Origin of the sequence: Nocardioides sp. YIM 152588, from assembly GCF_040191335.1 — a bacterium.
Taxonomy (GTDB): domain Bacteria; phylum Actinomycetota; class Actinomycetes; order Propionibacteriales; family Nocardioidaceae; genus Nocardioides.
In genome coordinates this window covers 48634-74578 of sequence record NZ_JBEGDJ010000012.1, presented here as the reverse complement: position 1 = coordinate 74578, position 25945 = coordinate 48634, and the positions used below count along the sequence as shown (strand labels likewise).

The 25945-nt window shown below is 73.0% G+C and carries 26 protein-coding genes and 1 riboswitch; of the genes, 15 read left to right on the top strand and 11 right to left on the bottom strand.

Annotated features, from left to right (window positions below; translation table 11 throughout):
* Positions 1-10: 10 nt before the first annotated feature.
* Genes ABLM29_RS08615 through ABLM29_RS08600 form a run of 4 tightly spaced genes read right to left on the bottom strand, consistent with a single transcriptional unit; the run spans position 11 to position 3132 of the window.
* Entirely contained in the window at positions 11-961 is a 951-nt protein-coding gene (locus ABLM29_RS08615) for an ROK family glucokinase (protein ID WP_349713677.1), read from the bottom strand.
* Positions 958-1413, bottom strand: coding sequence for a hypothetical protein (locus ABLM29_RS08610; RefSeq protein WP_349713676.1), 456 nt, complete (start codon positions 1411-1413; stop codon positions 958-960). The genes ABLM29_RS08615 and ABLM29_RS08610 overlap by 4 nt, the downstream gene beginning before the upstream one ends.
* Positions 1410-2642 carry an ArsA family ATPase gene (locus ABLM29_RS08605; protein ID WP_349713675.1) on the bottom strand — a complete coding sequence of 411 codons (1233 nt, stop codon included), beginning with the start codon at positions 2640-2642 and terminating at the stop codon, positions 1410-1412. Before ABLM29_RS08605 ends, ABLM29_RS08610 begins: the two co-directional genes overlap by 4 nt.
* 37 nt (positions 2643-2679) lie before the next feature.
* The gene (locus tag ABLM29_RS08600) at positions 2680-3132 is read right to left on the bottom strand and encodes an SRPBCC family protein (RefSeq protein ID WP_349713674.1); all 453 of its coding nucleotides are present in this window, start codon (positions 3130-3132) and stop codon (positions 2680-2682) included.
* Positions 3133-3236: 104 nt separating this feature from the next.
* Here ABLM29_RS08600 and ABLM29_RS08595 point away from each other — a divergent pair, with 104 nt between their 5' ends.
* From ABLM29_RS08595 to ABLM29_RS08555, 9 genes are all read left to right on the top strand, one after another.
* A complete protein-coding gene (locus ABLM29_RS08595; RefSeq protein ID WP_349713673.1) occupies positions 3237-5039 on the top strand; it encodes an AMP-dependent synthetase/ligase in 1803 nt (600 codons plus the stop codon).
* A gap of 200 nt (positions 5040-5239) precedes the next feature.
* Positions 5240-5959 carry a Flp pilus assembly protein CpaB gene (cpaB, locus tag ABLM29_RS08590; protein ID WP_349713672.1) on the top strand — a complete coding sequence of 240 codons (720 nt, stop codon included), beginning with the start codon at positions 5240-5242 and terminating at the stop codon, positions 5957-5959.
* Between the two features lie 10 nt (positions 5960-5969).
* Positions 5970-7151, top strand: coding sequence for a CpaE/TadZ family protein (locus tag ABLM29_RS08585; protein WP_349713671.1), 1182 nt, complete (start codon positions 5970-5972; stop codon positions 7149-7151).
* Positions 7151-8806: a TadA family conjugal transfer-associated ATPase gene (locus ABLM29_RS08580; protein WP_349713670.1), complete on the top strand. Its 1656-nt coding sequence runs from the start codon at positions 7151-7153 to the stop codon at positions 8804-8806. Before ABLM29_RS08585 ends, ABLM29_RS08580 begins: the two co-directional genes overlap by 1 nt.
* Complete coding sequence (locus ABLM29_RS08575) at positions 8803-9786, top strand: type II secretion system F family protein (protein WP_349713669.1); 984 nt, start codon at positions 8803-8805, stop codon at positions 9784-9786. Before ABLM29_RS08580 ends, ABLM29_RS08575 begins: the two co-directional genes overlap by 4 nt.
* Positions 9787-9788: 2 nt before the next feature.
* Positions 9789-10706 carry a type II secretion system F family protein gene (locus ABLM29_RS08570; protein ID WP_349713668.1) on the top strand — a complete coding sequence of 306 codons (918 nt, stop codon included), beginning with the start codon at positions 9789-9791 and terminating at the stop codon, positions 10704-10706.
* Positions 10707-10710: 4 nt separating this feature from the next.
* Positions 10711-12243 (top strand): sensor histidine kinase, encoded by a 1533-nt coding sequence (locus ABLM29_RS08565; protein WP_349713667.1) that lies wholly within the window; start codon positions 10711-10713, stop codon positions 12241-12243.
* 12 nt (positions 12244-12255) lie between these two features.
* Positions 12256-12909, top strand: a complete 654-nt coding sequence (locus ABLM29_RS08560; protein ID WP_349713666.1) for a response regulator transcription factor — start codon at positions 12256-12258, stop codon at positions 12907-12909.
* A gap of 162 nt (positions 12910-13071) precedes the next feature.
* Positions 13072-13275, top strand: coding sequence for a Flp family type IVb pilin (locus ABLM29_RS08555; protein ID WP_349713665.1), 204 nt, complete (start codon positions 13072-13074; stop codon positions 13273-13275).
* On the opposite strand, the gene ABLM29_RS08550 is transcribed toward ABLM29_RS08555, so the two are convergent.
* The 5 genes from ABLM29_RS08550 to ABLM29_RS08530 all read right to left on the bottom strand — a co-directional run bounded on the left by ABLM29_RS08550 (position 13276) and on the right by ABLM29_RS08530 (position 17629).
* Positions 13276-14577 (bottom strand): M48 family metallopeptidase, encoded by a 1302-nt coding sequence (locus ABLM29_RS08550; protein ID WP_349713664.1) that lies wholly within the window; start codon positions 14575-14577, stop codon positions 13276-13278. It lies immediately after the preceding gene.
* A gap of 4 nt (positions 14578-14581) precedes the next feature.
* Positions 14582-15826 carry a hypothetical protein gene (locus ABLM29_RS08545; protein WP_349713663.1) on the bottom strand — a complete coding sequence of 415 codons (1245 nt, stop codon included), beginning with the start codon at positions 15824-15826 and terminating at the stop codon, positions 14582-14584.
* The gene (locus ABLM29_RS08540) at positions 15807-16814 is read right to left on the bottom strand and encodes a C40 family peptidase (protein ID WP_349713662.1); all 1008 of its coding nucleotides are present in this window, start codon (positions 16812-16814) and stop codon (positions 15807-15809) included. The genes ABLM29_RS08545 and ABLM29_RS08540 overlap by 20 nt, the downstream gene beginning before the upstream one ends.
* 10 nt (positions 16815-16824) lie before the next feature.
* A riboswitch (cyclic di-AMP (ydaO/yuaA leader) is annotated at positions 16825-16987 on the bottom strand.
* A 127-nt stretch (positions 16988-17114) separates the two neighbouring features.
* Positions 17115-17318 (bottom strand): hypothetical protein, encoded by a 204-nt coding sequence (locus ABLM29_RS08535; RefSeq protein ID WP_349713661.1) that lies wholly within the window; start codon positions 17316-17318, stop codon positions 17115-17117.
* Between the two features lie 80 nt (positions 17319-17398).
* Complete coding sequence (locus tag ABLM29_RS08530) at positions 17399-17629, bottom strand: hypothetical protein (RefSeq protein WP_349713660.1); 231 nt, start codon at positions 17627-17629, stop codon at positions 17399-17401.
* A gap of 100 nt (positions 17630-17729) precedes the next feature.
* Here ABLM29_RS08530 and ABLM29_RS08525 point away from each other — a divergent pair, with 100 nt between their 5' ends.
* Positions 17730-19457, top strand: coding sequence for a DEDD exonuclease domain-containing protein (locus ABLM29_RS08525; RefSeq protein ID WP_349713659.1), 1728 nt, complete (start codon positions 17730-17732; stop codon positions 19455-19457).
* Positions 19454-19732, top strand: coding sequence for an Lrp/AsnC family transcriptional regulator (locus ABLM29_RS08520; protein ID WP_349713658.1), 279 nt, complete (start codon positions 19454-19456; stop codon positions 19730-19732). Before ABLM29_RS08525 ends, ABLM29_RS08520 begins: the two co-directional genes overlap by 4 nt.
* A gap of 154 nt (positions 19733-19886) precedes the next feature.
* Here the strand turns inward: ABLM29_RS08520 and trpD are convergent, their stop codons facing one another.
* Together trpD and ABLM29_RS08510 are read right to left on the bottom strand one after the other, a co-directional pair.
* Complete coding sequence (gene trpD / locus ABLM29_RS08515) at positions 19887-20933, bottom strand: anthranilate phosphoribosyltransferase (protein WP_349713657.1); 1047 nt, start codon at positions 20931-20933, stop codon at positions 19887-19889.
* Complete coding sequence (locus ABLM29_RS08510; protein ID WP_349713656.1) at positions 20930-21331, bottom strand: Rv3143 family two-component system response regulator; 402 nt, start codon at positions 21329-21331, stop codon at positions 20930-20932. Before ABLM29_RS08510 ends, trpD begins: the two co-directional genes overlap by 4 nt.
* Before the next feature lie 135 nt (positions 21332-21466).
* Between ABLM29_RS08510 and ctaE the strand changes: the two genes are divergently transcribed.
* The 4 genes from ctaE to qcrB are packed head-to-tail and all read left to right on the top strand — an operon-like array spanning position 21467 to position 25856.
* A complete protein-coding gene (gene ctaE / locus ABLM29_RS08505; protein ID WP_349713655.1) occupies positions 21467-22120 on the top strand; it encodes an aa3-type cytochrome oxidase subunit III in 654 nt (217 codons plus the stop codon).
* Between the two features lie 49 nt (positions 22121-22169).
* Positions 22170-23048, top strand: a complete 879-nt coding sequence (qcrC, locus tag ABLM29_RS08500; protein WP_349713654.1) for a cytochrome bc1 complex diheme cytochrome c subunit — start codon at positions 22170-22172, stop codon at positions 23046-23048.
* Positions 23045-24160: a cytochrome bc1 complex Rieske iron-sulfur subunit gene (qcrA, locus tag ABLM29_RS08495; protein ID WP_349713653.1), complete on the top strand. Its 1116-nt coding sequence runs from the start codon at positions 23045-23047 to the stop codon at positions 24158-24160. The genes qcrC and qcrA overlap by 4 nt, the downstream gene beginning before the upstream one ends.
* Position 24161: 1 nt before the next feature.
* Positions 24162-25856, top strand: coding sequence for a cytochrome bc1 complex cytochrome b subunit (qcrB, locus tag ABLM29_RS08490; RefSeq protein WP_349713652.1), 1695 nt, complete (start codon positions 24162-24164; stop codon positions 25854-25856).
* Positions 25857-25945 lie beyond the last annotated feature (89 nt).

The window sequence follows — 25945 nt, the reverse complement described above, 5'->3', positions numbered from 1 at the left end:
CCGTCGCGCCTCAGGACCGCGCCAGGTCCGCCGCGCCGATGACCCCGGCGCGGTTGCCGAGCTCGGCGGACCGGATCTCCGCCTGGGACCGGTAGCCACGGCCCACGAGCCTGCTGTCGAAGGTGGTTCGCAGCGGGTCGAGCAGCAGGCTGCCCGCCTCGCTCACACCGCCGCCGATCACCACGATCGCGGGGTCGAGCACCTCGACCAGCGACGCGATCCCGTGGCCCAGCCAGTGGCCGAGCTGCTCGAAGAGACCGATCGCGAAGGGGTCGCCCTCGCGGGCGGCGGTGGTGACCATCGGGCCGGTGATCGCCATCGGGTCGCCGCCGGCGCGCTCGCGCAGTCCCGCGGCCAGCCGCGAGCCGCCGCTGGCGGTGGAGCGCGCGTCCCGGACCAGCGCACTCCCGCTGCCGTACTGCTCCAGGCAGCCGCGGTTGCCGCAGCCGCACAGCACCCCGTCGGGCACGACGCACAGGTGGCCGATCTCCGCCGCGGCGCCGAACGCACCGCGCTGCAGCCGGCCGCCGCTGATGATCCCGCCGCCCACGCCGGTGCCGACGGTGACCATCAGCTGGTCCTCGACGTCGCGGCCGGCCCCGAACCGGAACTCCCCCCAGGCCGCGGCGTTGGCGTCGTTCTCGACGACGACCGGCAGCCCGGTGAGCTTGGCGAGGTCCGCGCCGAGCGGCTCGTCGCGCCAGGCGATGTTGGGCGCGAAGAGCACCTTGGAGCGGCCCGCGTCGACGTAGCCGGCGGCACCGACCCCGACGGCGACCACCTCGCGGCCGGCGGAGAGGCCGGCCACCAGCGTCGCCGCGGCGGTCTCGATGTGGGCGGGCTCCGTCGCCGGCGAGGTCACCCGGTCCTCGGCGAGGACCACGCCCTCGGCGTCGACCAGCGCGCCGGCGATCTTGGTGCCGCCGATGTCGATCCCGATCGTCAGCGGTGCTGCGGTCACCACTCACCTCCCTGGTCGGTGTCGTCGCCGAGGTCGATCTTCTCCACCTCGGGTCCGCGCGGGTGTCCGTCCCCGTCGCCGTCCCGGCTGGCGGACGCCGCCTGCTCCATCAGCCCGGCGGCGGCCTGCAGCAGCGACGACGCCGCGGTGGCCAGGTGCGCGCGGACCTCCGGCGACGTCTCGCGGACGGCGTGGACCACCCGGCAGACGGGACAGTAGCGGCACTCGGCGTCGCCGGTCGCGATGTGGTCGTTGACGTCGCGCGCGAACGAGGCCGCCTGGCCCGCGAACCCGCCGATCCCCTCGCCGACGCCTCCGGCGGCCTCGCCGCCGTGCTGGCGGGCGAGGTCCGCGATCGCGCCGAACAGCTTCGCGGCCTCCTCGGCGACCCCGCCGACGTCCTCGGGACCGCCCTCGCGTCCGGCGCCGTGCCCGCCGGTCTGGTCGCTCATCGCCGGCCTCCGGTCGGCTCGGCGCCGGCGCCCGCCGCGGCGGCACCGACGGTCGTCGGCGCCGCGAACCGCACGCGCAGTTCCCCGTCCCCCACCCGGGCCCCGGCCACGTCCATCCGGGCCAGGCCCGGCGGCAGGGTGAGCAGGCGTCGGGCGGAGCCCACGGTGACCACCAGCTCGTCGCCGTTGCGGGCGAGGTCGACCTCGGCACGCGACACGAACGGCAGGGCGAGGTGCAGCACCGCGGCGCCGTCCTCGGTGCGGGTCACCCGGAACGGTCCGTCGCCGCCGGGCACCGCCAGCGGGTCGTCCCCGCCGTAGAGCGCCGCGGCGAAGTCCCGCAGCGCGGGCGCGCCGAGGGGCTCGCCGCTCTGGTACTCCGAGCGCCAGACCGGGAGCCCGGCGAACGACTGGTGGACCCGGCCCATGACCTCGTCCTGCGCCTCCACCCACGCCGCCCGCCACGGATCCTCACCGCCGTCGGGGAAGACCCGGTTGGCGACGACGCCGTCGACCCGGTAGCCGAAGAGGCACAGGCTCGTGTAGGCCCGGCGGGCCTCGGCCAGCACGACGTTCTCAGGCGTCATCACCAGCCGCACGGTCGACTCCGGCGCCGCCAGGAGCGCGTGCACCTCGTCCAGCTCGGCGTGCAGCGAGGCGACGGCGTCGAAGACCGAGTCGCCCGGCATCGGTACGCCGGCGGCGCGGTTGAGCACCGGGCGCAGCGCCCGCACCAGGCGCCGCTGGATCGGCAGCAGGCGCTCGATGTACCACCCGAGCGCCTCGGGCAGCGCCAGCAGCCGCAGCGTCTCCGCGGTCGGCGCGCAGTCGACCACGATGACGTCCCACCGGCCGGAGCGCGCGTGCAGCCGCAGCTCGAGGAGCGCGAGCACCTCCTCGGCACCCGGGATGACGGTCATCTCCTCGGCGGCCACCGGGTCCATGCCCGCGGCGTCGAGGACGGAGAGCAGGTAGCGCTGGACGTCCGCCCACGACTGCTCGAACCGGAGCTGGGCGTCGACCTGCTGCACGTGGAGCCGGGGCGCGACCTCGACGGGGTCGGCGGCGACCGTGCCCTCGGGCACGCCGTAGGCGTCGGCCAGGGAGTGGGCGGCGTCGGTGGACAGGACCAGCGTGCGCAGCCCGCGCTCGGCGGCCAGCGCGGCGGTGCCGGCCGCGACCGTCGACTTGCCCACACCACCCTTGCCGGTGAACAGGAGGATCCTCACGGTCCGGCGTTCCTCGACTTTCCCGTTGCCGCGCGCCTCAGGCGCCGGTCTCGACGCGCTTCTTGAGTCCCTTGAGCGCGGTGTCGATCAGGATCTTCTCGCCCTTGCGCTTGAGCATGCCGATCAGCGGGATCGACACGTCCAGGGCGAGCCGGTAGGTGACCTCCGTGGCACCGGTCCCGGTCTCGCGGAGGAGGTAGGCCCCCTCGAGCGAGCGCAGCATCTTGCCCTCGACGAGGTCCCAGGTGACCCGCTCGTCGCCGTGCCACCGGTACCGCAGCGTGTACTCGTCCTTGATCGGCGACACGTCGAGCGAGAAGAAGACCTCGCGGGCGCGGCCGCCGGCCTCGCCCTGGTCGAAGGTGGAGCGCACCTCGGCGACCCGGACGCCCTTGGCCCACTCGGGGTAGGCGGGGAAGTCCGCGATCACGGCCATCACGTCCGCCGCGGGCGCCTCGATGAGGATCGACGAAGACGTCTGCTCGGCCATGCGCGCAGGCTACCGGACCCGATCCCGCCTCGTGGGCGGGCCCGCTCACGGCGTAGCCTCCAGTCCGGGACGCGCGAGGTCCCGGAGATCGACCAGGAGGAACCGTGCGCGAGTACTCGACGCCGCAGACCGTGAGGATCGCGGCGACCGGGAACCTGACCGACGACATCGTCCGCAACGCGGCGGAGGTCCCCGACGCGGCCCTGTTCAGCCGTCCGGGACCGGACGGTCCGGACGGCGAGGCGTGGCAGGACGTGACCGCCGCGCAGTTCCTGGCCGAGGTCCGGGCGGTCGCCCAGGGGCTCGTCGCCGCCGGCATCGAGCCCGGCGACCGGGTCGGGCTGCTCTCCCGGACGCGCTACGAGTGGACGCTGCTCGACTACGCGATCTGGTTCGCCGGCGCGGTCTCCGTGCCGATCTACGAGACCTCCTCCGCGGTCCAGATCGCCTGGATCCTCGGCGACTCCGGCTCGCGTGCGGTGGTCGCCGAGGACGCGGCGCACCTGGAGCGGATCGCCTCGGTGCGCGCGGACCTGCCCGCACTGGAGCACGTGTGGGCGCTCGAGGACGGCGCCGTCGCGACGCTCACCGCGACCGGGGCGGAGGTCGACGCGGCCGACCTGGAGGCACGGCGCGTCGCGGCCGGCCCGGAGGACGCGGCCACCCTCATCTACACCTCGGGCACGACGGGGCGGCCGAAGGGCTGCATCCTCACGCACGGCAACTTCGAGACCGAGCTCGCGGTCGCGGTGGACCAGCTGCACGAGCTGTTCGAGGACGAGGAGGCGGCCACGCTGCTCTTCCTCCCGCTGGCCCACGTCTTCGCCCGGATCATCCAGATCGGCGCGGTGAAGTCGCGCACCCGGCTCGGCCACAGCGCCGACATCAAGAACCTCCTCGCCTCGCTCGACGCGTTCCGGCCGACGTTCATCCTCGGCGTGCCGCGGGTCTTCGAGAAGGTCTTCAACACCGCCTCGCAGCGGGCCGCCGCGGACGGCAAGGGGCGGATCTTCGACCGGGCCGTCGAGGTCGCCATCGCGACGTCCCGGGCGATGGACGGCGGCCGGACCCCGGTGCGGCTGCGCGCGCAGCGCGCCCTCTTCGCACGCCTCGTCTACCGCCGCCTGCTCGCCGCGCTCGGCGGCAACTGCCGCTACGTCATCTCCGGTGGCGCCCCGCTCGGCGAGCGGCTGGGGCACTTCTACCGCGGCATCGGGCTCAACGTCCTGGAGGGCTACGGGCTCACCGAGACCACGGGGGCGCTGACCGTCAACCTGCCGGACGCGCAGCGGATCGGCACGGTGGGGCGGCCGCTGCCGGGCACGGCGGTGCGGGTCAGCGACGACGGCGAGCTGCTCTTCCGCGGCGGCCAGGTCTTCCGGGGCTACTGGAACGCGCCGGACGAGACCGCCCAGGTGCTGGGCGCGGACGGCTGGTTCCACACCGGCGACGTCGGCGAGATCGACGACGAGGGGTTCGTGCGGATCACCGGCCGCAAGAAGGAGATCCTGGTGACCGCGGGCGGCAAGAACGTGGCGCCCGCCGTGCTCGAGGACCGGGTCCGGGCCCATCACCTGGTCAGCCAGTGCCTGGTCGTCGGCGACGGGCAGCCCTTCATCGGCGCCCTCGTGACGATCGACCCGGAGGCCTACGAGGTCTGGGCCGAGCAGCACCACCTGTCCGGCCCGTTCTCGGCCCATGTGGACGACCCCGACCTGCGGGCCGAGATCCAGGCCGCGGTCGACGACGCCAATCTCGCGGTCTCCAAGGCCGAGTCGATCCGCAAGTTCACCATCCTCCCCGAGGACTGGACCGAGGACGCCGGGCAGATCACCCCCAGCCTCAAGCTGAAGCGCAACGTCGTGATGCGCGAGTGCCGCGACGAGATCGCGGCGCTCTACCTCTAGCGCCTAGCACCTAGCGGTCACAACCGCCCCATCCGCCCCTTTTCGCGATTTTCGTCACCCGTGTCGCTACCAGCGGTTAGCCTCGCCCTGCTGCCGGGAGGGCAGTGATTTAACCAATCCTGGGGTTGCTGCCTCGGGATTGTTGGGGGACAGCACGGGGGCTCGCCTCCGTGTGGCCATGGGGAGCGGGGAGGGCTCTGATGGACCGTCGAAGGTTGTTGTTGGTCGTGGCGGCGGTGATCGCCACCTGCGGCGTCGCACTCGTCTTCGTCTACGCGCAGGGCGCCGACGCCCGCGCGGCGGAGCAGTACGACACCGTGGAGGTGCTCACCGCCACCGAGCGGATCCTGCCGGGCGAGAGCATCGACGATGCGATCGAGGTCGGGAAGGTCCGGCTGTCGGACGTCACCCGCGCGCAGCTGCTCCCGGACGCCAGCACCTCGGCGGCCGACCTGCGCGGCACGGTCGCGCTGACCACGCTCTACCCCGGCGAGCAGCTGATCCCGCTCAAGTTCGGCGGCGCCGACGACGTGGAGGCCGCGGCGAGCCTGCCCATCCCGGAGGACAAGCTCGCGATCTCGATCGCCGTCGAGGACGCCGCACGCGTCGGCGACTTCATCCGCCCCGGCGCGGAGGTCGCGGTCTTCCTCACCCAGCCGACGGAGTCCACCCGGACGCTGCTCGGCCGGGTCACGGTGCTGGCCTTCGGTGCGAGCACTGCGGTGCCCACGGACCCGGCCGCCCAGACGGAGGTCCGCAACGACGACCTCCGCTCGCTGCTCACCGTCGCCGTGACCCAGCGGGAGGCGGAGAAGGTGCGGTTCGCCGAGTCCGTCGGCGCGCTCTCCGTCGCGCTGCTCAACGACGGCAGCAAGGTCAAGCCCGACGAGGGCGTCACCGACGCCAACCTCTTCGACTGAGGAGTCACAGATGCCCGTCATCGTCGAGGCCGACTCGGCCGTCGTCCCACTGCTGCAGCGGGCCCTGCCCGCCGGCTCCCACGTCGTCGCCACCGTCGACGGCATGCTCGCCTGGCTGGACCAGCGCAGCGACGAGTACGGGGTCGTCCTCGGCCCCTCCGTCGGCCTGGAGGTCGCCTTCTCGGTCGCCGAGCTGCTCCGGATCACCCGGCCGGCGGTCAGCGTCGTGCTGGTCCGCCAGACCCTCGACACCACCGTGCTCACCCGGTCCATGCAGGCCGGCGTGCGGGACGTCGTCACCACCGACGACCACGCGATGCTGGCCGGCGCCATCGAGCGCGCCAACCAGCTGCACCGCGCGCTGCGCGGCATCACCGACGACGCCGAACGGGGCAGGATCGTCACGGTCTTCTCCCCCAAGGGCGGCGTCGGCAAGACCACGTCGTCGGTGAACCTGGCACTCACCCTCGCCGACGACGGCGCGCGCAAGGTCTGCCTCGTCGACCTCGACCTCGCCTTCGGCGACGTCGCGATCACGATGCAGATGTTCCCCACGCGCTCGATCGAGCAGGCGATCGGCTCGGAGAACTCGGTCGACCTGGCGATGCTCGAGGGGCTGCTGAGCCACCACGACAGCGGGCTGGAGGTCCTCGCCGCGCCGGCCCACCCGGACGTCCGCGAGCGGATCTCCCCGCTGCTCATCTCCCGGATCCTGCGCACCCTGCGCGACGGGTTCGACTTCGTCGTGATCGACACCTCGCCGTCGTTCGACGACGCCACGCTGACCGCGCTGGACGAGACCGACGAGTGCGTCGTCGTCGCCACGCTCGACGTGCCGACCCTGAAGAACGTCAAGGTCGCGCTCGAGACCATGGACATGCTCTCCATCGCGCGCGGCCACCGCCACCTCCTCCTCAACCGCGCCGACGACGCCGTCGGGATCACGGTCGAGAAGGTGGAGGCGATCCTGGACATGCCGGTGAGCGCCCAGATCGCCACGGCCGTCGACGTCGCCGCCGCCACCAACGCCGGCACGCCGATCGTGGCCCAGAAGCCCGGCCACCAGGCGAGCCAGGCCTACCTGAACCTGGCCGCGGCCCTGATCGGCGAGCCGCTGGCCGGGGCCGGAGCCGGCGCCGGCACCGGTGACGCCGCCCGGGCGCGCGGCCTGTTCCGCCGCGGGAGGAACTGATGGCCACCCTGTCCGAGCGGCTCGAGGCCGCACGACGCAGCGTCGCCGGCCAGCAGGCCGCGACCGAGCCCGACGAGGCCGGTACGACGCCGGCCGGCCCCGCCGCGCCCCCGGCCCACGCCGACGCGCCGGTCGCCGGCCCCGCGACGGACCCGCTCGACGGGCCGCTCCCCCAGGCGGCGGTGGAGGACCCGCTCGGCGTCGCCGGGCAGTCCGCGGCGGCACCCGCGGCGGCACCCTCGGCGGCCCTCACGCCTCAGGCGGCGCCCGCCGCGCCGGTCGCCATCACCGCCCAACCGCTCTCCGCGCGCGCCGCGGCGGCGGCCACGGGCGGCACCGAGAACCGGTCGGCCCAGCGCCGGGTCCTGGCCGGCCAGGGGGCGGACCGGATCAACGACCTGAAGACCGGGGTCCACGCCGAGCTGCTTGCCCAGCTCGGCCCCCAGCTCTACGACCAGAACCTCGAGCCGGCCGAGCTCGACCAGCGCGTGCGCACCGTGCTGACCAGCGTGCTCGCCGCCCAGGACCACCCGCTCAGCAACGCCGACCGGGCACGGGTGACGAGCGAGATCAGCGACGAGATCCTCGGCTTCGGGCCGATCGACCCGTACCTGCGGGACCCCGAGGTCTCCGAGATCATGGTCAACGGCCACGACGACGTCTGGCTGGAGCGCCGCGGGCGCCTGGTGAAGGCCGAGGCCCACTTCTCCGACGAGGCGCACCTGCGCCGCACCATCGACAAGATCGTCTCCCGGATGGGGCGGCGCGTGGACGAGGCCAGCCCGATGGTCGACGCACGCCTCCCCGACGGGAGCCGCGTCAACGCGATCGTGCCGCCGCTGGCGATCGACGGGTCCGCGCTGACCATCCGGAAGTTCTCCGCCAACCCGCTCACCGTCCAGGACCTGATCGACTCGGGCACCCTGACGGCCGCCACCGCCGACTTCCTCCACGCCTGCATCCACGGGCGCCTCAACGTCGTCGTCTCCGGCGGCACGGGAGCCGGCAAGACCACCACGCTCAACGTGCTCTCGTCGTTCATCCCGGCCGACGAGCGGATCGTCACCATCGAGGACGCCGCCGAGCTCCAGCTGACCCAGGGGCACGTCGTGCGGCTGGAGTCGCGCCCCTCCAACATCGAGGGCAGGGGCGAGGTCTCCATCCGCGACCTGGTCCGCAACAGCCTGCGGATGCGGCCGGACCGGGTCGTCGTCGGCGAGGTCCGCGACGCGTCGGCGCTGGACATGCTGCAGGCCATGAACACCGGCCACGACGGCTCCATCTGCACCCTGCACTCCAACGGCCCCCGCGACGCGCTGTCCCGGCTGGAGACGATGGTGATGATGGCCGGGATGGACCTGCCGATCCGCGCCATCCGCGAGCAGATCGCCTCCGCCGTCGACCTGATCGTGCACCAGGTCCGGCTCAAGGACGGCAGCCGGCGGATCACCCACATCACCGAGGTCGAGCGGATGGAGGGCGACGCGATCACCCTCCAGGACCTGTTCGTCTTCGACACCGGCGCCGGCTTCGACGACTCCGGACGCGCCCTGGGCCAGCTGCGCCCGACCGGGCTGCGCCCCGGGTTCCTCGACAAGATCGCCGCGCAGAACGTCGCCGTGGACCCGGCGCTGTTCCGGTCGGAGTGGCTGTGACGGGCCTCGAGAGCGCCCCCTGGCTGCTGTACGCCGGGACGGCGGTCCTCGGCCTGGGCGCGCTGGTCGTGGCGGTGCTGCTCGTCCCCGGCCGCCCGACGCCGATGTCGGTGGACGAGCGGATCTCGGCGTACGCGGCCGCGTCCGGTGCCGCCGGCAGCCACCGCAGCGCACCGTCGGCACGCCGGCCGGCGCGCACGCTCGCCGCCGGCGTCCTGCAGCGCAACAGGTCGCTCGACGCCCGGCTGACCCGGCTGCTCACCGCGGCCGGCAGCGAGATGAACAGCGCCGAGTGGCTGGTCGCGCACGTCGGCGTGGCGCTCGGCGGCGGCGCCCTGGGGCTCCTCGTCGGCCGCGGCAGCGCCGTGGTGGCGCTGCTGTTCGTCGCGGCCGGGGCCGTGCTGCCCTCGGCGTACCTGCGCTGGCGGGCCACCCAGCGGGCCCGCGCCTTCAACGCCGCCCTGCCCGAGACGCTGCAGCTGATGGCCGGCGCCCTCTCCGTCGGCATGTCGCTGGGCCAGGCGGTCGACGTGATCGTCCGCGAGGGTCCCGACCCGATCGCCTCGGAGTTCAAGCGGGTCCAGGTCGAGACCCGCATCGGGGTCTCGCTGGAGGACGCCCTCGAGAGCGTGGCGCTGCGGTTCGAGAGCAAGGACTTCGCCTGGGTCGTGATGGCGATCCGGATCCAGCGCCAGGTCGGCGGCAACCTCGCCCAGCTGCTCACCACCGTCGCGGACACGATGCGCGAGCGCGACTACCTGCGCCGGCAGGTGCACTCGCTCGCCGCCGAGGGGAAGTACTCGGCCTACATCCTGACCGCGCTCCCGGTCGGCTTCTTCACCTTCCAGCTGGTGACCAACCGGTCCTACCTCGAGCCGCTCTTCACCGACCCGGTCGGCATCGCGATGCTGGTCGGGTCCGCCTTCTGGCTGGCACTCGGGGTGTTCTGGATGAGCCGCATGATCCGAGTGGAGGTCTGATCGTGCTGACCGCCGCGATCGTGCTGATCGGCGCCGCGCTCCTGCTGGGCGGGATCGGGCTGGCCGGCGCCCGCCGCGTCGACCCAGTGACCCGGGCCCTGGACGCGCTCACGGACTCCCCCACCCGGTCCGAGGAGGTACGCCGGGAGGTGGACCGTCCCCTCGTCGAGCGGGTCGTCGCCCCGTTCCACGACCGGTGCGCCCGGCTCGGGCGCCGGCTCACCGGGATGGACAAGGCCGAGCGCCTCCGGCGCAGCCTCGACGTCGCCGGCAACCCGCACGACTGGTCCGTCGACACCATCCTGGCGTTCAAGGTCGCCGGCGCGGTGGCACTGCCGATCGCCGGCCTCGGCTACTGCGCGCTGGTCGACGCCTCGGTCACCGTGCTCGTCGCCGCGCCCCTCGCCTGCGTCGCGATCGGGTTCCTCCTGCCCGAGATGTACCTCTACAACAAGGGACACCACCGCAGCGAGGCCATCCGCGCCGCGCTCGCCGACACCGTCGACCTGCTCGCGATCAGCGTCGAGGCGGGGCTGGGCTTCGACGCCGCGCTGCTGCAGGTCGCGCGGAACACCCAGGGCCCGCTCTCCGAGGAGCTGGCGCGCGTGCTGCGCGAGATGCAGCTCGGCACCGGCCGCGCCGACGCGCTGCGGCGGCTCGCCGAGCGGACCGACGTGGACGAGCTGAAGTCCTTCGTCAGCGCGATGATCCAGACCGACGCGTTCGGCATCTCCATCGCGACGGTGCTGCGGACCCAGGCCGCCGAGATGCGGGTCAAGCGCCGCCAGTATGCTGAGGCCCGCGCTCGGCAGGTTCCGGTGAAGATCATGATGCCTCTGGTCGCCTGCATCCTCCCGTGCCTCCTCGTGGTCGTGATCGGCCCGGCCGCCCTCGACATGTACCGCACCCTCAACCTGTAGCCCTATGCCGAACCACCAAGCGCTCCTCGTCGTCTCGGCGGCCCGACTCTTCACGTTGATGGCCATCGGGGCCCAGGTGCTGTGGGCACCCGCCCCGAACGTGCTGCTCGCGGTGATCGGCCTCGGGGTGCTCTGGCTGCACCAGGTGCTGACGCCGTTGCTGCGCGCGCCGCAGCTGATGTTCGGTCCGGCCACCGAGGCGGCCGCGGTCGGCGCGCTCTGCGCGCTCGGCATGGACGCCTCCACCAGCGTGCTCGCCGCGCTGCTCGCGCCGGCGCTCTTCGCGACCATGCTGCTGGGCCTGCGGACGATGGTGCGCACGGTGCTGGTCGAGGTCGTCGTCGTGGTCGGGCTCGGGCTGCTGTGGTGGCAGACCGTCACCCCGGAGCAGGCGGTCGCCATCTTCACCTGGTCCGCCGCGGGCGTGGGCCTCAGCCTGGTCGCGAGCGCGACCGTCGCGGACGTGCCCCGGGAGACCGACCCGCTTCGCCCGTACCGCGACGCCCAGCACCTGTTCCGGCAGCTGATCGGGCTGTCCGGCAACCTCAGCTCCGGCCTGGACCCGGCCGCGCTCGGCGGCGGGCTCCTCGCCGAGCTCGGGGACATGGTGCCCACGCGCACCCAGTTCCTCTTCGTCCCGCGCGGCGACGGGCTGACCCCGATCGCCGCGGCCGCGACGGCGACGCCGGCCGACTCCGCCGTGTGCGAGACCCTCGCCCACGACGCGCGTGCCCGCGGGCGGGCGGTGCTGACCGACGGCGGGTTCGCGTTCCCCGCCGGTGACCAGGCCGTCGTCGCCGGCCTGCTGCCCGGCGACAGCGAGGTCGACCTCGACGAGGCCGGGCTCGAGCAGGTGCGCGCGAGCCTGTCCGCCGCCGTCGTACGGCTCGACACCGCGTTGCTCTTCGCCCAGTTCCGCGACGCCGCGACGGCCGACGAGCGCCAGCGCCTCGCCCGGGAGATGCACGACGGCGTCGCCCAGGACATCGCGTCGATCGGCTACATCGTCGACGCGCTCGCGGCCCGGCCGGCCGACGACACGCAGGCCGCCCAGTTCACCGCCCTGCGCGACCGGGTGACCCGGGTCGTGGCCGAGGTGCGCCAGTCCGTCACCAACCTGCGCACCAGCATCGGCGAGAACGAGAGCCTCGGCGCGGCGATCAGCGGCGTGGCGCGCCACCTGTCCGAGGCGTCGGGGATCGCGATCCAGGTCCGCCTCGAGGAGCAGCCCGCGCGCCTGCGCCCGGAGGTCGAGGCCGAGCTGTTCCGGATCGCGCAGGAGGCGATCAACAACGCCGTCAAGCACTCCCGCGCGCACTGCATCGAGGTGCTCTGCCACGTCTCCCCGCCGTACGCGCGGATCACGGTCACCGACGACGGCGTCGGGCTGCAGACCGGCCGGACGGACTCGCACGGCCTGACGATCATGCGGGAACGTGCAAGATTGATCGGCGCCGACCTGTCCGTCAGGGACAATGCCAGCCGGGGACTGACCGTCTCCGTGACGCTGCGTCCGCAGCTCGTACCCGCCGGCTGACCAGGAGGATCGATGGCCGACCGACCGATCAAGGTGCTGCTGATCGACGACCACGAGCTGATCCGCAACGGCCTGGGAGTGGTGCTCGACCTCGAGCCCGACATGTCGGTGGCGGCCACGGTCGCCACCGTTGCCGAGGGGATCGCCGCGGCCCAGGAGCTCCAGCCGGACGTGGTGGTCACCGACCTCCAGCTGCAGGACGGCACCGGCCTCGACGTCGTCCGCACGCTGCGGCGGCAGAGCGACACGGTCGGCCTGGTCGTGCTGACCATGCACTCCGGCGACGAGCAGATCTTCGCGGCGATGCAGGCCGGCGCCTCCGGCTTCGTCGGCAAGGACGCCCCCGCGACCGAGGTGATCAAGGCGACCCGGCACGCGTCGGTCTCGCCGCGGGCCTTCGTCTGCGCCGGCCTCGTCGGCGCCATGATGCGGCGGCAGTCGGGCGAGTCGACGGCGCTCACCGAGCGCGAGCACGAGGTGCTGCTGCTCCTCGCCGAGGGGCTCAACGCCGCCTCGATCGGCCAGCACCTCTTCCTCTCGGAGTCCTCGACGAAGTCGCACATCGCGCGGATCTACCAGAAGCTCGGCGCGGCCAACCGCGCCCAGGCGCTGGTCACCGCGATGCGGATCGGCCTGCTCTCCACCGTGCAGCCCTCCGCGCGCTGAGCCGCGCTGGGACCCCGCCCGGGTTCGCTGGTCAGAACTGACTAGCGCGTCGAAGACGATCTCCCGATCCGCTGACGGGTGCTCTCGGTCCAGAGTGGAAACGTCGGGGACCTATCCCCCCGGGGACAACGCTCCATTCACGAGAACATTCAGGAGGCACCCATGGTGCAGTACCTTCAGGCTCTGCTGGTGAGCCGCTACGCGCGCTCCGACCGTGGCGCCTCGGCCGTCGAGTACGGCCTGCTGGTGGCGCTCATCGCGCTGGCCCTCATCGTCGGCGCGGGGCTCCTCGGCGACGGCCTCAACCAGATCTTCAGCGACTCGGCCGACAAGCTCGACGAGGCCACCACCCCGACCACCCCGTGATCATCGGCGGGTCGCGCCGGCGCCACCGATCCGGGAGGCCAGCGCGACCCGCTCCAGCACCGTCGGGTGCGATCCGAACCACCACTGGGAGATCCGCGGCGGCGTCGGGTCCGACAGGTTCGCCAGCGCCAGCTCCTTCTGCAGCGCGACGAACGACGCCGAGTCCCCCGTCGTGCGCAGCGCCACCACGTCGGCGCGCGTCTCGACCTCGCGGCTGATCCCGTTCTGCACGGGCGCCGCCACCACTCCGGCCACCGCGACGAGCGCCAGCACCGCCGGCACCGCGGTCCCGTCGCGCAGCCGCACCACGCCGCGCCGCTCCCACCCGAGCAGCAGCAGCGCCAGCAGGCCCGTCCCGGCCACCACGCCCGCGACCCCGAGGACGGTGCCGACCAGCACGTCGTCGTGCCCGGCATGGGCCAGCTCGTGCGCGACCACCGAGAGCACCTCGTCCTCGGGACGCTGGTCGACGAGGTTGTCGTAGACGACCACCCGCCGGGTGTCGCCGAAGCCGGAGACGTAGGCGTTGAGCGCCGTCGTGCGGCGCGAGGCGTCGGCGACCAGCACGTCGTCCACCGCCACGCCCTCCTGGTCGGCCAGGTCGAGGATCGCCGAACGCAGGTGCCCCGCGGGCAGCGGCTCGAAGGAGTTGAACAGGGGCTCGATCAGCACGGGGTAGGCGTAGGAGCCGAGCAGCACGGCCACCCCCAGCACGGCCGCGAGCACCGCCGGCCACGCGGCGCGCCAGCGGCGGGCGCAGCCGACCGCGAGCACCAGGGCGAACGAGGTCACCGCGACCGTCACCGCCTCCGACACCAGCTGGTCGCGGGCCCACGCGCCCCACGAGGAGGTGGCCAGGCCCTCCCGCAGCTGCAGGCTCCGGAGGCCGATCCGGAACGGCGCGGTCGCCACCCAACCGGCGAGGGAGACGGCGGCCACGAGCAGCACGACCCGGAGCCACCAGCGGCCGGGGACGCGACCCGCCCACCGGCGGCCGGTCCGGCTGAACCCGAGCCAGCAGGCCACCACGAGGGAGACGGCGAGGCCGCTCCACGACCAGACCCGCGCCCACGTCGCGTAGGACTCCGCCCGGTCGATCTGGGCGGCCGTGAAGACGCTGTCGGCCGGGACCGGCGCCGGGGTCCCGCCCGGGACGGGCTGCCAGGGCACCAGCCAGGCGGCCAGCGCCACGAAGGCGACAGCACCGACGGCCAGCGTCACGGCCGCGACCCGGCCGGCTGGGCGCGGGCCGCCCGCGGCCCGATCGCCGACTGCGGCCGACGCCTGCTCGTCCGTGCTCACGTCCCTACTCTGACAGGCCGGCGAGCGCGGCCAGCCGGGCCCGCCAGGCGTCGGTGAGCCGCTCGGTGCTCCAACCGGTGGTCCGGCGCAGCGCGGCCTCCAGCGGGCGCCCGTCGAGCACCTGGCGGTAGAGCTCCACCAGCGCCTCCTCGCCCTTGCGGTCGGCGATCGTGACGCAGGCCAGCCAGGCCGCCTCGTACTGGGCGCCCAGGTGCTCGGCCGAGCCGGTGAAGTCGGCCTGGGTCGGCAGCTGGTCCGGCAGTCCGTCCGCGCGCAGGCGCTCGATCACCTGGCCCGCCGTACGCCGGTAGGGCAGATCGACGTCGCGCAGCGCGACGTAGTCGGCGAAGCCCTCCACCAGCCACAGCGGCGCGCCCACGGCGAGCGGCGCCCGGGTCACGGCGTGCACCCCCTCATGGGTCACCACCACCTGCGCGGCCAGCTCGCCGAGGGGATAGAAGACGCCCGGGTTGATCAGCACGTGCACGGGCGCGTCGGCGGCGAGCGAGCCGTCCACCGGGGCGGTGACCGCCGCGACCTCCGCGTAGAGCGGCGGGTCGGCGCCCAGGGCGCGGTGCAGCGAGGCCGAGGACGCCGGAGCCTCCACCACGATCCGCGGCGCGCCGCCGAGCACGGCCGCGACCTGGCGCGCGGCGACGCGGGTGAGGCGGGCCAGCCGGCCGAGACCGGCACGGCTGCCCTCGGCGAGCACCAGGTGGCTCGGACCGCGGGCCACGACGAGGCGGCGGGCCAGCCACAGCGGCGTCGCCTCGCGGCCACCGCCCACGTGGGTGATGCTGCGGGAGTCGGCGGCGAGGCCCACCTCGACCTCGCGGCGGGCGACCCCGTCGTCGAAGCCGCGGTAGCGCCACGTCACCTGCATGGTCGCGGTCCAGCGGCCGAGGGCGTCCGGGGCACCGCTCGCGCCCAGGTACCGGACGCCGACGTCGGCCATGTCGGCCCGCACGACGTTGCCCGCCGCGGCCGCGAGGCGGCGGCCGGCGCGGCGGTTGGCACCGAGGTCGGCGGCGCCGGCGCGGTCCCCCGCCGCGAGCGCGCTCCCGAGCGCGGCCACGGTCGCGGCCGCGGCGTCCTCGTCGCGGCCGCCGGCCGACGGCGTGGGCGTCGGAGCGACGTACGGGTCGGTGCAGCCCGTCGCCACCACGGCGGCGAGGACCACCCCGCCGACCGCCGGCCGGATCAGCGGCCGGCGCGAGCGACGCGGGGCGTCAGCCCGGACGGACCGCACCCACGTACGGCATCGAGTGCAGGGGCGCGACCCGGACGCCGGTGCCCGGGTTCGCGGCGTGCACGATGTTGCCGCCACCGATGTAGATGCCGACGTGGCTGATCGGGCTGTAGTAGAAGACCAGGTCGCCCGGCTGCAGCTGGCTCTCCGAGATCCGGGTGCCGCTGCTGAACTGCGCACTCGAGGAGTGCGGCAGGGAGACGCCGGCCTGCGCCCAGGCCATCATCGTCAGGCCGGAGCAGTCGAAGGCGCTCGGGCCGGCCGCACCGTAGACGTAGGCCTTGCCGACCTGCGCCATGGCGTAGGACAGCGCCGCGGAGGCGCGCCCGGACGCGGGCACCTGCGCGGTGGTCGTCGTCGGCACGGTGCGCGGCTCGCTGGAGCGCGAGAGCACCGCCGCGCGCTCCTCGGCCTCGAGCTCGTCGAGCAGGTCCTCGGCGTCGGCGAGCTTGTCGTTCGCGCTCGCCTTCTCCTTGTCGAGCCGGCTCTCGAGCGTCGCGATCCGGTCGCGGCGGTCCGCGGTCTGGGCGCGGCGGATGTTGTAGGCCTTCAGCTCGTCGCCGTAGGCCGAGAGCAGGGAGTCCTGGAGGTCGCTGACGGTGGACAGCGTCGACAGCTGGGTGAGGAAGCCGTCGGAGTCCGACTCGAGCAGCTCGCCGGCGGCACCGAGGGTCTGGCCCTGGTACTGGGCGATCATCGCCTCGCGCACGTCGGTGCGGACACCGTCGAGCACGTCGCCCTGACGCTTCTGGTCCGCCTTGAGGGACTCCAGCTCGGCGTTGAGCTCGTCGAGCTCGATCTTCGCGTCGTTGTAGCGCTCGGAGGCCTGCTCGGCCTCGTGCAGCAGGGACTCGACGCGGTCGCGCACGGTGTCGATGTCGGGCTCCGCCTGGGCCGGGCTCTGCGACACGGTCACGGCGACGCCGACGGATCCGGCGACAGCGAGGGCGGCGAGCGTTCCGGTGATGCGGTTGCGGGCGTTCAGCACGAGCTGGCGGTCCCCTTCATGTCGTACGCCTACCGGGTGAGCTGTCGGGTTCGGGCACGACCTGCCCTACCCGCACTCCACGCGTGTCGCGCTCTCGTGCGGGACTCACCCCAGAAAACCTGTGGTTCCCCGGCTCCGGACCGCGGACGGTCCAGACTCAGCGCGGTGCCCGCGCGGGTCGGTCGACCCACTTCCACGAGCACCTGAACCGGCAGGATAGCCAGGCCCGGCCCGCTCGCCCAAGACGACGCGGCAAATCGAGACGCTCGCCGAAGTGAGACACATCTCACATTGCGCGATTCAGGCGGACTCCACGTCGGGGCCCTCGACCGGGCGCACCAGCCGCAGCGGCGGCACCAACCCGGAGTCGGCGAGGACGTCGAGGGCGCGCTGCTCCTCGTCGTCGATGGTCAGCTCGGGCGGCGGGCCGAGCAGCACCGTCACGACGCAGTCGTGACAGGCCAGGCCGCGCAGCACGCACGTGTCGCAATCGATCGTGGTCATGGCGTCAGGCTCGCGCGGCCCTCCGACACAACGCGCGGACCGGGCCGCCGCGACGGGCGGTGGCGACGAGCGGTGGCGCCTCAGGCGTCGGTGCGGACGACCGTCTCGATCGCGTCGTCACGCCCGCACCAGCGGCAGCGCACGCTCTCGACCGTCTCCGCCAGCACCTCGGCCTCCTCGACCTGGGGCTCGCCCGGGAGGTCGAGGTGCCAGAACTCGGTGGTCCGGCGGGTGCGGACGACGTCGAAGCGCGTCAGGTTGCCGCAACCAGCACAACGCCACCGGTGCGACTCGTCGGGAAGCTCAGGCATGCCGCGAAGTCTAGGGGCGCCGGCACGGGCCCGCCGTGCCGGGCGTCCCCCGCGGGACGCCTCCCGGGTTGTGTCGCCCCGCCGTCCTACCGTGATCGGCATGACCACCCACGCACCCGAGGCAGCGACCCGACCGCGGTGGGAGGACCAGCGCGGGTTCGACGACCTCGGCCGCGCGCTGCACGGGGTGACGTTCTGCGTGGTGGACCTCGAGACGACCGGGGGCTCGGTCGGCGACGGCGACCGGATCACCGAGATCGGCGCGGTCAAGGTCCGCGGCGGCGAGGTCCTCGGCGAGTTCCAGACACTGGTCAACCCCCACCAGCCGATCCCGGCGTTCATCGCGGTGCTGACCGGGATCACGAGCGCGATGGTGGCGGACGCGCCGAGGATCGGCAGCGCGCTGCCGGCGTTCCTGGAGTTCGCCGCCGGCAGCGTCCTGGTCGCCCACAACGCCCGGTTCGACGTCGGGTTCCTCCAGCACTTCGCGCGCGAGGAGGGGCTGGCCTGGCCGGACTTCGAGGTGCTCGACACCGTCAAGCTCGCACGGCACGTCGTCAGCCGCGAGGAGTCCCGGAACCACAAGCTCTCCTCCCTGGCCCGCGTGTTCGGCTCGGCGACGACGCCGAACCACCGGGCACTGGCCGACGCCCGGGCCACGGTCGACGTCCTGCACGGCCTGATCGGGCGCCTGGGCGGCCTCGGCGTGCACACCCTCGAGGAGCTCCAGTCCTACTCCTCCAAGGTGGCCGCGCCGCAGCGGCGCAAGCGGCACCTCGCCGACCACCTCCCCCACGCGCCGGGCGTCTACCTGTTCACCGACGCCGGCTCCCGCGTGCTCTACGTCGGCACCTCCAAGGACCTCCGCAAGCGCGTCCGGTCCTACTTCACGGCCTCCGAGACCCGGTCCCGGATCGGGGAGATGGTGCGCCTCGCCGAGGCGGTGCGCGGCATCGAGTGCGCCACGGCCCTGGAGGCGGAGGTCCGCGAGCTGCGGCTGATCGCCGAGCACAAGCCGCCCTACAACCGCCGCTCGCGCCACCCGGAGAAGGTGACCTACCTCAAGCTCACCCGCGAGGCGTGGCCGCGGCTGTCGCTGGTCCGCCGGATCGCCGACGACGGAGCCGACTACGTCGGACCGTTCTCCTCGCGCGGCGCCGCCGAGGCCAGCCTCGCGACGCTGCACGAGGTCTTCCCGCTGCGCCAGTGCAGCGACCGCCTCGGCCGGTCACCCAGCCGCAGCGCGTGCGCCCTGGCCGAGCTGGGGCGGTGCCTCGCCCCCTGCGACGGCAGCGTCGACCCGCTCACCTACGGCGCGGTGGTGCGCCAGGTCCGCGACGCGGTCGTCGAGCGCCCCGAGGAGGTGGTCGAGGCCGTCGAGCGCAAGCTCGCTGCGCTGGCCTCCGAGGAGCGCTTCGAGGAGGCCGCGCTCCACCGCGACCGGCTCGCGGCCTTCATCCGGGCAGCGGCCCGGACCCAGCGCCTCGGGCCGCTCCTGGCCTGCCCGGAGATCGTCGCCGCCCGGCGCGAGGACGACGGCCGGTGGGCCGTGCACGTGGTGCGCCACGGGCGGCTCGCCGCGGCCGGCGTGATCCCCGGCGGCGTCGACGCGGGCGACTACGTGGCCGGGCTGCGCGCCTCGGCCGAGACCGTGCTGCCCTCCCTCGCCCCGGCCGCGACGGCCGAGGAGTCCGAACGGATCCTCGCCTGGCTCGAGCGCCCCGGGATCCGGCTCGTCGAGGTCGAGGGCGAGTGGACCTGCCCCGTCACCGGCGCCGGCCGCCACCTGGACCGCTGGGGCCCGAGCGTCACTAGAGTGACCACATGATCACCGCCATCGTGTTCGTGAACGCCGAGACCGCCCGGATCCCGGAGGTCGCCGAGGCGATCGCGGCGCTCGAGGGCGTCAGCGAGGTCTACTCCGTCACCGGTCAGATCGACCTGATCGCCCTGGTCCGGGTCCGGCGCCACGAGGACATCGCCGTCGTGGTCTCCGACCAGCTCAACAAGGTGCCCGGCGTCGTGGACACCGAGACCCACATCGCCTACCGCGCGTACTCCCGGCACGACCTGGAGTCGGCCTTCTCCCTCGGGCTGGACTAGCCCGGATGGCGCGAGCGCGTCTCCGCGTTTGTGCGCGCCCGATGCTCCGCGAGTCGGCACAAACTGACACCGCCCGTGTGACGGGCGGTGTCAGTGTGACGTCTGCGGTGTCAGTGTGTGCCGACTCGCGTGTCAGTTTCTGCCGACTCGCGCGTCAGGCGGAGGCGGCGGCGACCCAGCGCTGGAGCGCCGCGTCCGCCGCGCCGGAGTCGACCGCGGCGGCGGCGCGCTCGAGACCGCGGGCCAGCGACTCCATCACCGGCGCGCCCGGCTCGTCGTAGACCGCCAGCGCGGCGCCCGCGTTCAGCAGCACCGCGTCGCGGACCGGGCCCCTCTCGCCGGCGAGCACACGCCGTACGACGTCGGCGTTGTGGGCGGCGTCGCCACCGCGCAGGTCCTCCGGCGTCGCCGGGGCGAGGCCGAGCGCGCGCGGGTCCACCTCGGCGGTGGTGATCTCGCCCCGGTGGGCCACCCAGACCTGCGACGTCGTGGTGGTGGTCAGCTCGTCGAGCCCGTCGTCGCCGCGGAAGACCCACGCGTCGACGCCACGGCGGGCGAACACACCCGCCATCACCGGGGCCATCCGGGCGTCGGCGCACCCGATCGCCTGGGCCTGCGGGCCGGCCGGGTTCGACAGCGGCCCCAGGAAGTTGAAGGTGGTGCCGATCCCGAGCTCGCGACGGACCGTGGCGGCGTGTCGCATCGCCGGGTGGAACGCCGCGGCGAAGCAGAACGTGATGCCGGACTCCACGGCCACGTCCGCCACCCGGCCCGGGGCCAGGTCGAGGCGGACGCCGAGCTGCTCCAGCACGTCGGCGGAGCCGGACTTCGACGACGCCGAGCGGTTGCCGTGCTTGACCACCGTCGCGCCGGCACCCGCCGCGACGATCGCGGCCATGGTGGAGATGTTCACCGAGAACGACCGGTCGCCGCCGGTGCCGACGACGTCGAGCAGCCGCCCCGGGACGGTGATCGCGTTGCCGGCGGCGTGCATCGCCGCGACGATCCCGGTCAGCTCCTCGATGCTCTCGCCCTTGGCGCGCAGCCCGACCGCGAAGCCGGCGACCTGCGCCTCGGTCGCCTCGCCGCCCAGGATCTCCCCCATCGCCCAGGTGGCCTGCTCCGTGCTCAGGTCCTGGCCGGCGACGAGCGCGCCGAGGACCTCCGGCCACGAAGCGGCCGGAGGTGTCGCGCCGCTCACGCGGGCACGCGCGAGGACAGCAGCGTCGCCACGGCCTCCGCCAGGCGGATCGGGTCGAGCGGGTGCGGGACCGCGGCGTCCGCACGCGACCAGGTGGCCAGCCAGGCGTCCTGCGGCCGGCCGGTGAGGACGAGCAGCGGCGGGCACGAGTCGATCTCGTCCTTGAGCTGCTTGGCGATGCCCATGCCACCCGCGGGCACGGCCTCGCCGTCGAGGATCGCCAGGGCGATGCCACCGGCGTCCATGTTCTGGATCACGACCGGCTCGGTGGCGACCTCGACGTACTCCACCTCGGGCAGGTCCGGGTGCGGGCGGCGGCCCAGCGCCAGGATGACCTGCTCACGGGTGTGCACGTCGTCGCTGTACACGAGCACCTTCAGCGGCTTCGGGGAGGACACGCGCCGGATGCTACTCACCGCAGCGCCCGCGCGGAACCGTAGACGGCAACGCACCCTTTCTCAGACCCGCTTCAGGTGGCTCTCAGGCCACATTTGGAGGGGGGTGGGGTGCCGCCGATCCGGACTACCGCCATAATGAGGCCCGTGGCGACCTCAGCAACGGCTTCTCTCCCTGCCTCCCGGCTCTACGGCCAGCACGACCGACCGAGCATGGTCGCCGTCGGCACGATCATCTGGCTGTCCAGCGAGCTGATGTTCTTCGCGGCCCTCTTCGCCGCGTACTTCACGATCCGCGCCGTGAGCCCGGACATGTGGGCGGAGAACACCGCCCTGCTCAACGTGCCCTTCGCGCTGGCGAACACCACGATCCTGGTGCTCTCCTCGCTGACCTGCCAGCTCGGCGTCTTCGCGGCCGAGCGGGGCCAGGTCGGCCGCAGCGGCTCGGTGTTCCAGGTCAACAAGTGGGGCCTGCGCGAGTGGTTCATCCTCACCTACATCATGGGCGCCGTGTTCATCGGCGGCCAGGCGCTCGAGTACACCGAGCTCATCCACGAGGGTGTCACCATCCCGCACGACGCCTACGGCACGATGTTCTACCTGACCACCGGCTTCCACGGGATCCACGTGACCGGCGGCCTGATCGCGTTCCTCTTCGTCCTCGGGCGCACCTACCTGGCGCGCCGGTTCACCCACGAGCAGGCCGTCAGCGCCATCGTCGTGTCCTACTACTGGCACTTCGTCGACGTCGTCTGGATCGGCCTGTTCGCGACGATCTACCTGGTCAAGTGATGACCAACCCTCTCCGCCCCGCCCCGACACGGACACGCAAGGACTGAACGTGCGTCTTCTGAACCGCTCCGCCGGTCGCCTGTCACGGCATCGCCGTGGCCCGATCGCCGGACTGATGGTGCTGCTGGTCGGCCTCCTGCTGACGGGTGGCCTGTACGCCGCCTTCTCGCCGGCGCAGGCCGACTCCGCCACGGCCGCAGACGAGGAGCTGATCCAGGAGGGCCGCGAGCTCTTCCTGGTCGGCTGCGCCTTCTGCCACGGCCAGAACGGTGAGGGTGTGCTCACCCAGGGCGGCAGCCAGTACGGCCCCGCGCTCACCGACGTGGGCGCCGCCGCCGTCGACTTCCAGGTCGGCACCGGCCGGATGCCGATGGCCCAGCCCGGCTCCCAGGCGCCGCGCAAGGAGGTCGTCTACTCCGACGCCGAGATCGAGGCGCTCGCCGCCTTCGTCGACTCGCTCGGCACCGGCCCGGCCATCCCCGACGAGGAGCTCTACTCCACCGAGGGCATGGACGAGGACGAGCTCGAGGAGCTCGTGGTCCGCGGCGGCCAGATCTTCCTCGCCAACTGCACCGCGTGCCACAACTTCGAGGGCTCCGGCGGCGCGATGCCGCGCGGCGGCTACGCCCCGAAGATCCGCGGCGTCGACTCCAAGCACATCTACGAGGCCATGCTGACCGGCCCGCAGTCGATGGACACCTTCTCCGACGGCAACATCCCGCCGGAGGACAAGAAGGCCGTCATCGCCTACCTGAACACGCTCGACGAGCAGCCCGGGTACGGCGGCTTCAGCTTCGGCAGCCTCGGTCCCGTGAGCGAGGGCATCACCGCCTGGCTCATCGGCCTCGGCGTCCCGGTCGCGTTCGCGATCTGGATCGCCGCCCACACCACACGCTCGAGCAAGAAGAAGGACGAGGCGCAGGCGTGACCGACGTACACGACCACGACACCGCCGCGGTGCCGGCCGTCCCGGACCCGATCGCGGATCCGGGACTCCCGGAGCACCAGTGGCGGCCGACCGACGTCGACGACAAGGCGGAGAAGCGGGCCGAGCGGCAGGTGGCGAGCTTCTTCGGCCTGTCCGCCCTGTTCACGGTCCTCTTCCTGGTCTCCTACTTCGCCCTCGACGTCGAGGACGACTGGACCATCGTCGCCGGCTTCGGCGCGTCCACGATGGCACTCGGCACCTGCCTGGGCCTGGCCCTGATGTTCATCGGCATCGGCGTCATCCACTGGTCCCGCAAGCTCATGGCCGACCACGAGATCGTGGAGATGCGCCACCCCGCCCGCTCCTCCGACGAGGACCGCGAGGCCAGCCTGGCGGCGCTCAGCACCGGCGGCGCGGAGTCCGGCATCGGCCGGCGCCCGCTGATCCGGAACTCGATGCTCGGCGCGGTCGGCCTCCTCGGCCTCCCGGCGGTCGTGATGCTGCGCGACCTGGGCCCGCTGCCCGGCGACGCGCTGGAGCACACCATCTGGGGCCAGGGCGGCAAGACCGTCGACGGCACCACGGTGCCGCTGATGCGGGTCGCGCGCGACGCGATCGGCACGCCGATCCTCGCCTCGGACCTCGAGATCGGCGACCTGGTCAACGCCCAGCCGGAGGTGCTGTTCAACCCCGAGCGCTACCTGGTCGACCCCGAGGACGTCGAGGGCATCAACCTCCAGGTGCACAAGTCGAAGGCCTCGCTGATCCTGCTCCGGATGGACCCGGCGGACATCAAGCCCGGCCGGACCGCCGACGGCGGCAGCCGCGAGAACTGGAGCGTCAACGGCATCGTGGCGTACTCCAAGATCTGCACCCACGTCGGTTGCCCGATCTCGCTGAACGAGCGCACGACGCACCACCTGCTCTGCCCCTGCCACCAGTCCACGTTCGACCTGGCCGACTCGGGCAAGGTCGTCTTCGGCCCCGCCGGCCGGCCGCTGCCCCAGCTGCCGCTGGCGGTGGACGACGAGGGCTACCTGGTCGCGCAGAGCGACTTCGACGAGCCGGTCGGCCCGAGCTTCTGGGAGCGTGACTACTATGACCGTTTCTGACATGAGCAAGGTGGCCGCGACGAACGGCACCGAGCCCGCCACGCCGGCCAAGAGCAGCAAGGCCGCGGGCGTCGTCGCCAACTGGGCGGACGAGCGCCTGGGCCTCGGCTCGGCGATGAAGAAGAACCTGCGCAAGGTCTTCCCCGACCACTGGTCCTTCATGCTCGGCGAGGTCGCTCTGTGGAGCTTCGTCGTCCTGCTGCTGAGCGGTGTGTTCCTCACGCTGTGGTTCGACCCGAGCATGGCCGAGGTCCAGTACAACGGCAGCTACAGCCCGCTGCGCGGTGTGCACATGTCCGCGGCCTTCGCCTCGACGCTGGACATCTCGTTCGACGTCCGTGGCGGCCTGCTCATGCGGCAGATGCACCACTGGGCGGCGATGATCTTCATCGCCTCGATGATGATCCACCTGCTGCGCGTCTACCTGACCGGCGCGTTCCGCAAGCCGCGCGAGGTCAACTGGCTGATCGGCTGCCTGCTGCTGCTGCTCGGCACCATCGAGGGCTTCACCGGCTACTCGCTCCCCGACGACCTGCTCTCGGGCACCGGCGTCCGGGCCGCGGACGGCTTCATGAAGGCGACCCCCGTGGTCGGCACCTACATGTCGTTCTTCCTCTTCGGCGGCGAGTTCCCGGGTGACTCGATCATCCCGCGCTTCTACGTGATGCACATCCTGCTCATCCCGGGCCTGCTGCTCGCGCTGATCGCGGCCCACATGCTGCTGCTCGTGTACCACAAGCACACCCAGTGGCCTGGCCCCGGCCGTACCCAGGAGAACGTGGTCGGCTACCCGATGCTCCCGGTCTACATGGCCAAGGCGGGCGGCTTCTTCTTCATCGTGTTCGGCGTGACCGCGCTGATGGGCGGACTCTTCTCCATCAACAACGTGTGGAAGCTCGGCCCCTACGACCCGTCGAAGGTGACCGCCGGCTCGCAGCCCGACTGGTACATGGGCTGGCCCGACGGCCTGCTGCGGATCATCCCGGCGTGGGAGACCCACCTGTGGGGTCACACCGTGTCCTGGAACGTCATGCTGCCGATCCTGATCGCGCCGCCGATGTTCCTCGTGATCCTGATGCTGCTGCCGTTCATCGAGTCGTGGGTGACCGGCGACAAGCGGGAGCACCACCTCCTGCAGCGTCCGCGCAACGCGCCGACCCGGACCGCGGTGATGGTCGCCCTGATGACCTTCTACGGCCTCGCCTGGGCCGCGGGCGGCAACGACATCATCGCGATCAAGCTGCACCTGAGCATCAACCAGATCACGTACTTCATGAGGGCCGCGGTCTTCATCGGACCCGTGATCGCCTTCTTCATCGCACGACGCTGGTGCATCTCGCTCCAGCGCCACGACGAGGAGAAGCTGCTGCACGGCTACGAGTCGGGTGTCCTGGTCCGCTCGCCGCAGGGCGGGTACGCCGAGAAGCACCTGCCGCTCCCGGAGGCCAAGGCCTACACGCTCACCGCGCGTGACCGTGACCCGGAGGTCGAGGAGGTCGACGAGTCGCTGACCGGAGGCAAGGGACGCAGGGCACGCCTGCGCAACCGCCTGCAGAAGCTGTACTTCGCCGACAACGTGCAGAAGCCGACGGCCGACGAGCTGCACGACGCGCAGCACCACGCCGAGCACGAGCTGCACGAGCTCGAGGGGCAGATCGCCGCCGGACCGAACAGGCACGGCCCGGCCGACCACTGAGCCTGACGGCATCGCGACAGCGGGCCCGAACCCTTCCGGGGGTTCGGGCCCGCTGTCGTCGTACGGCGGGTGACTCGTCGCCGCCCTCA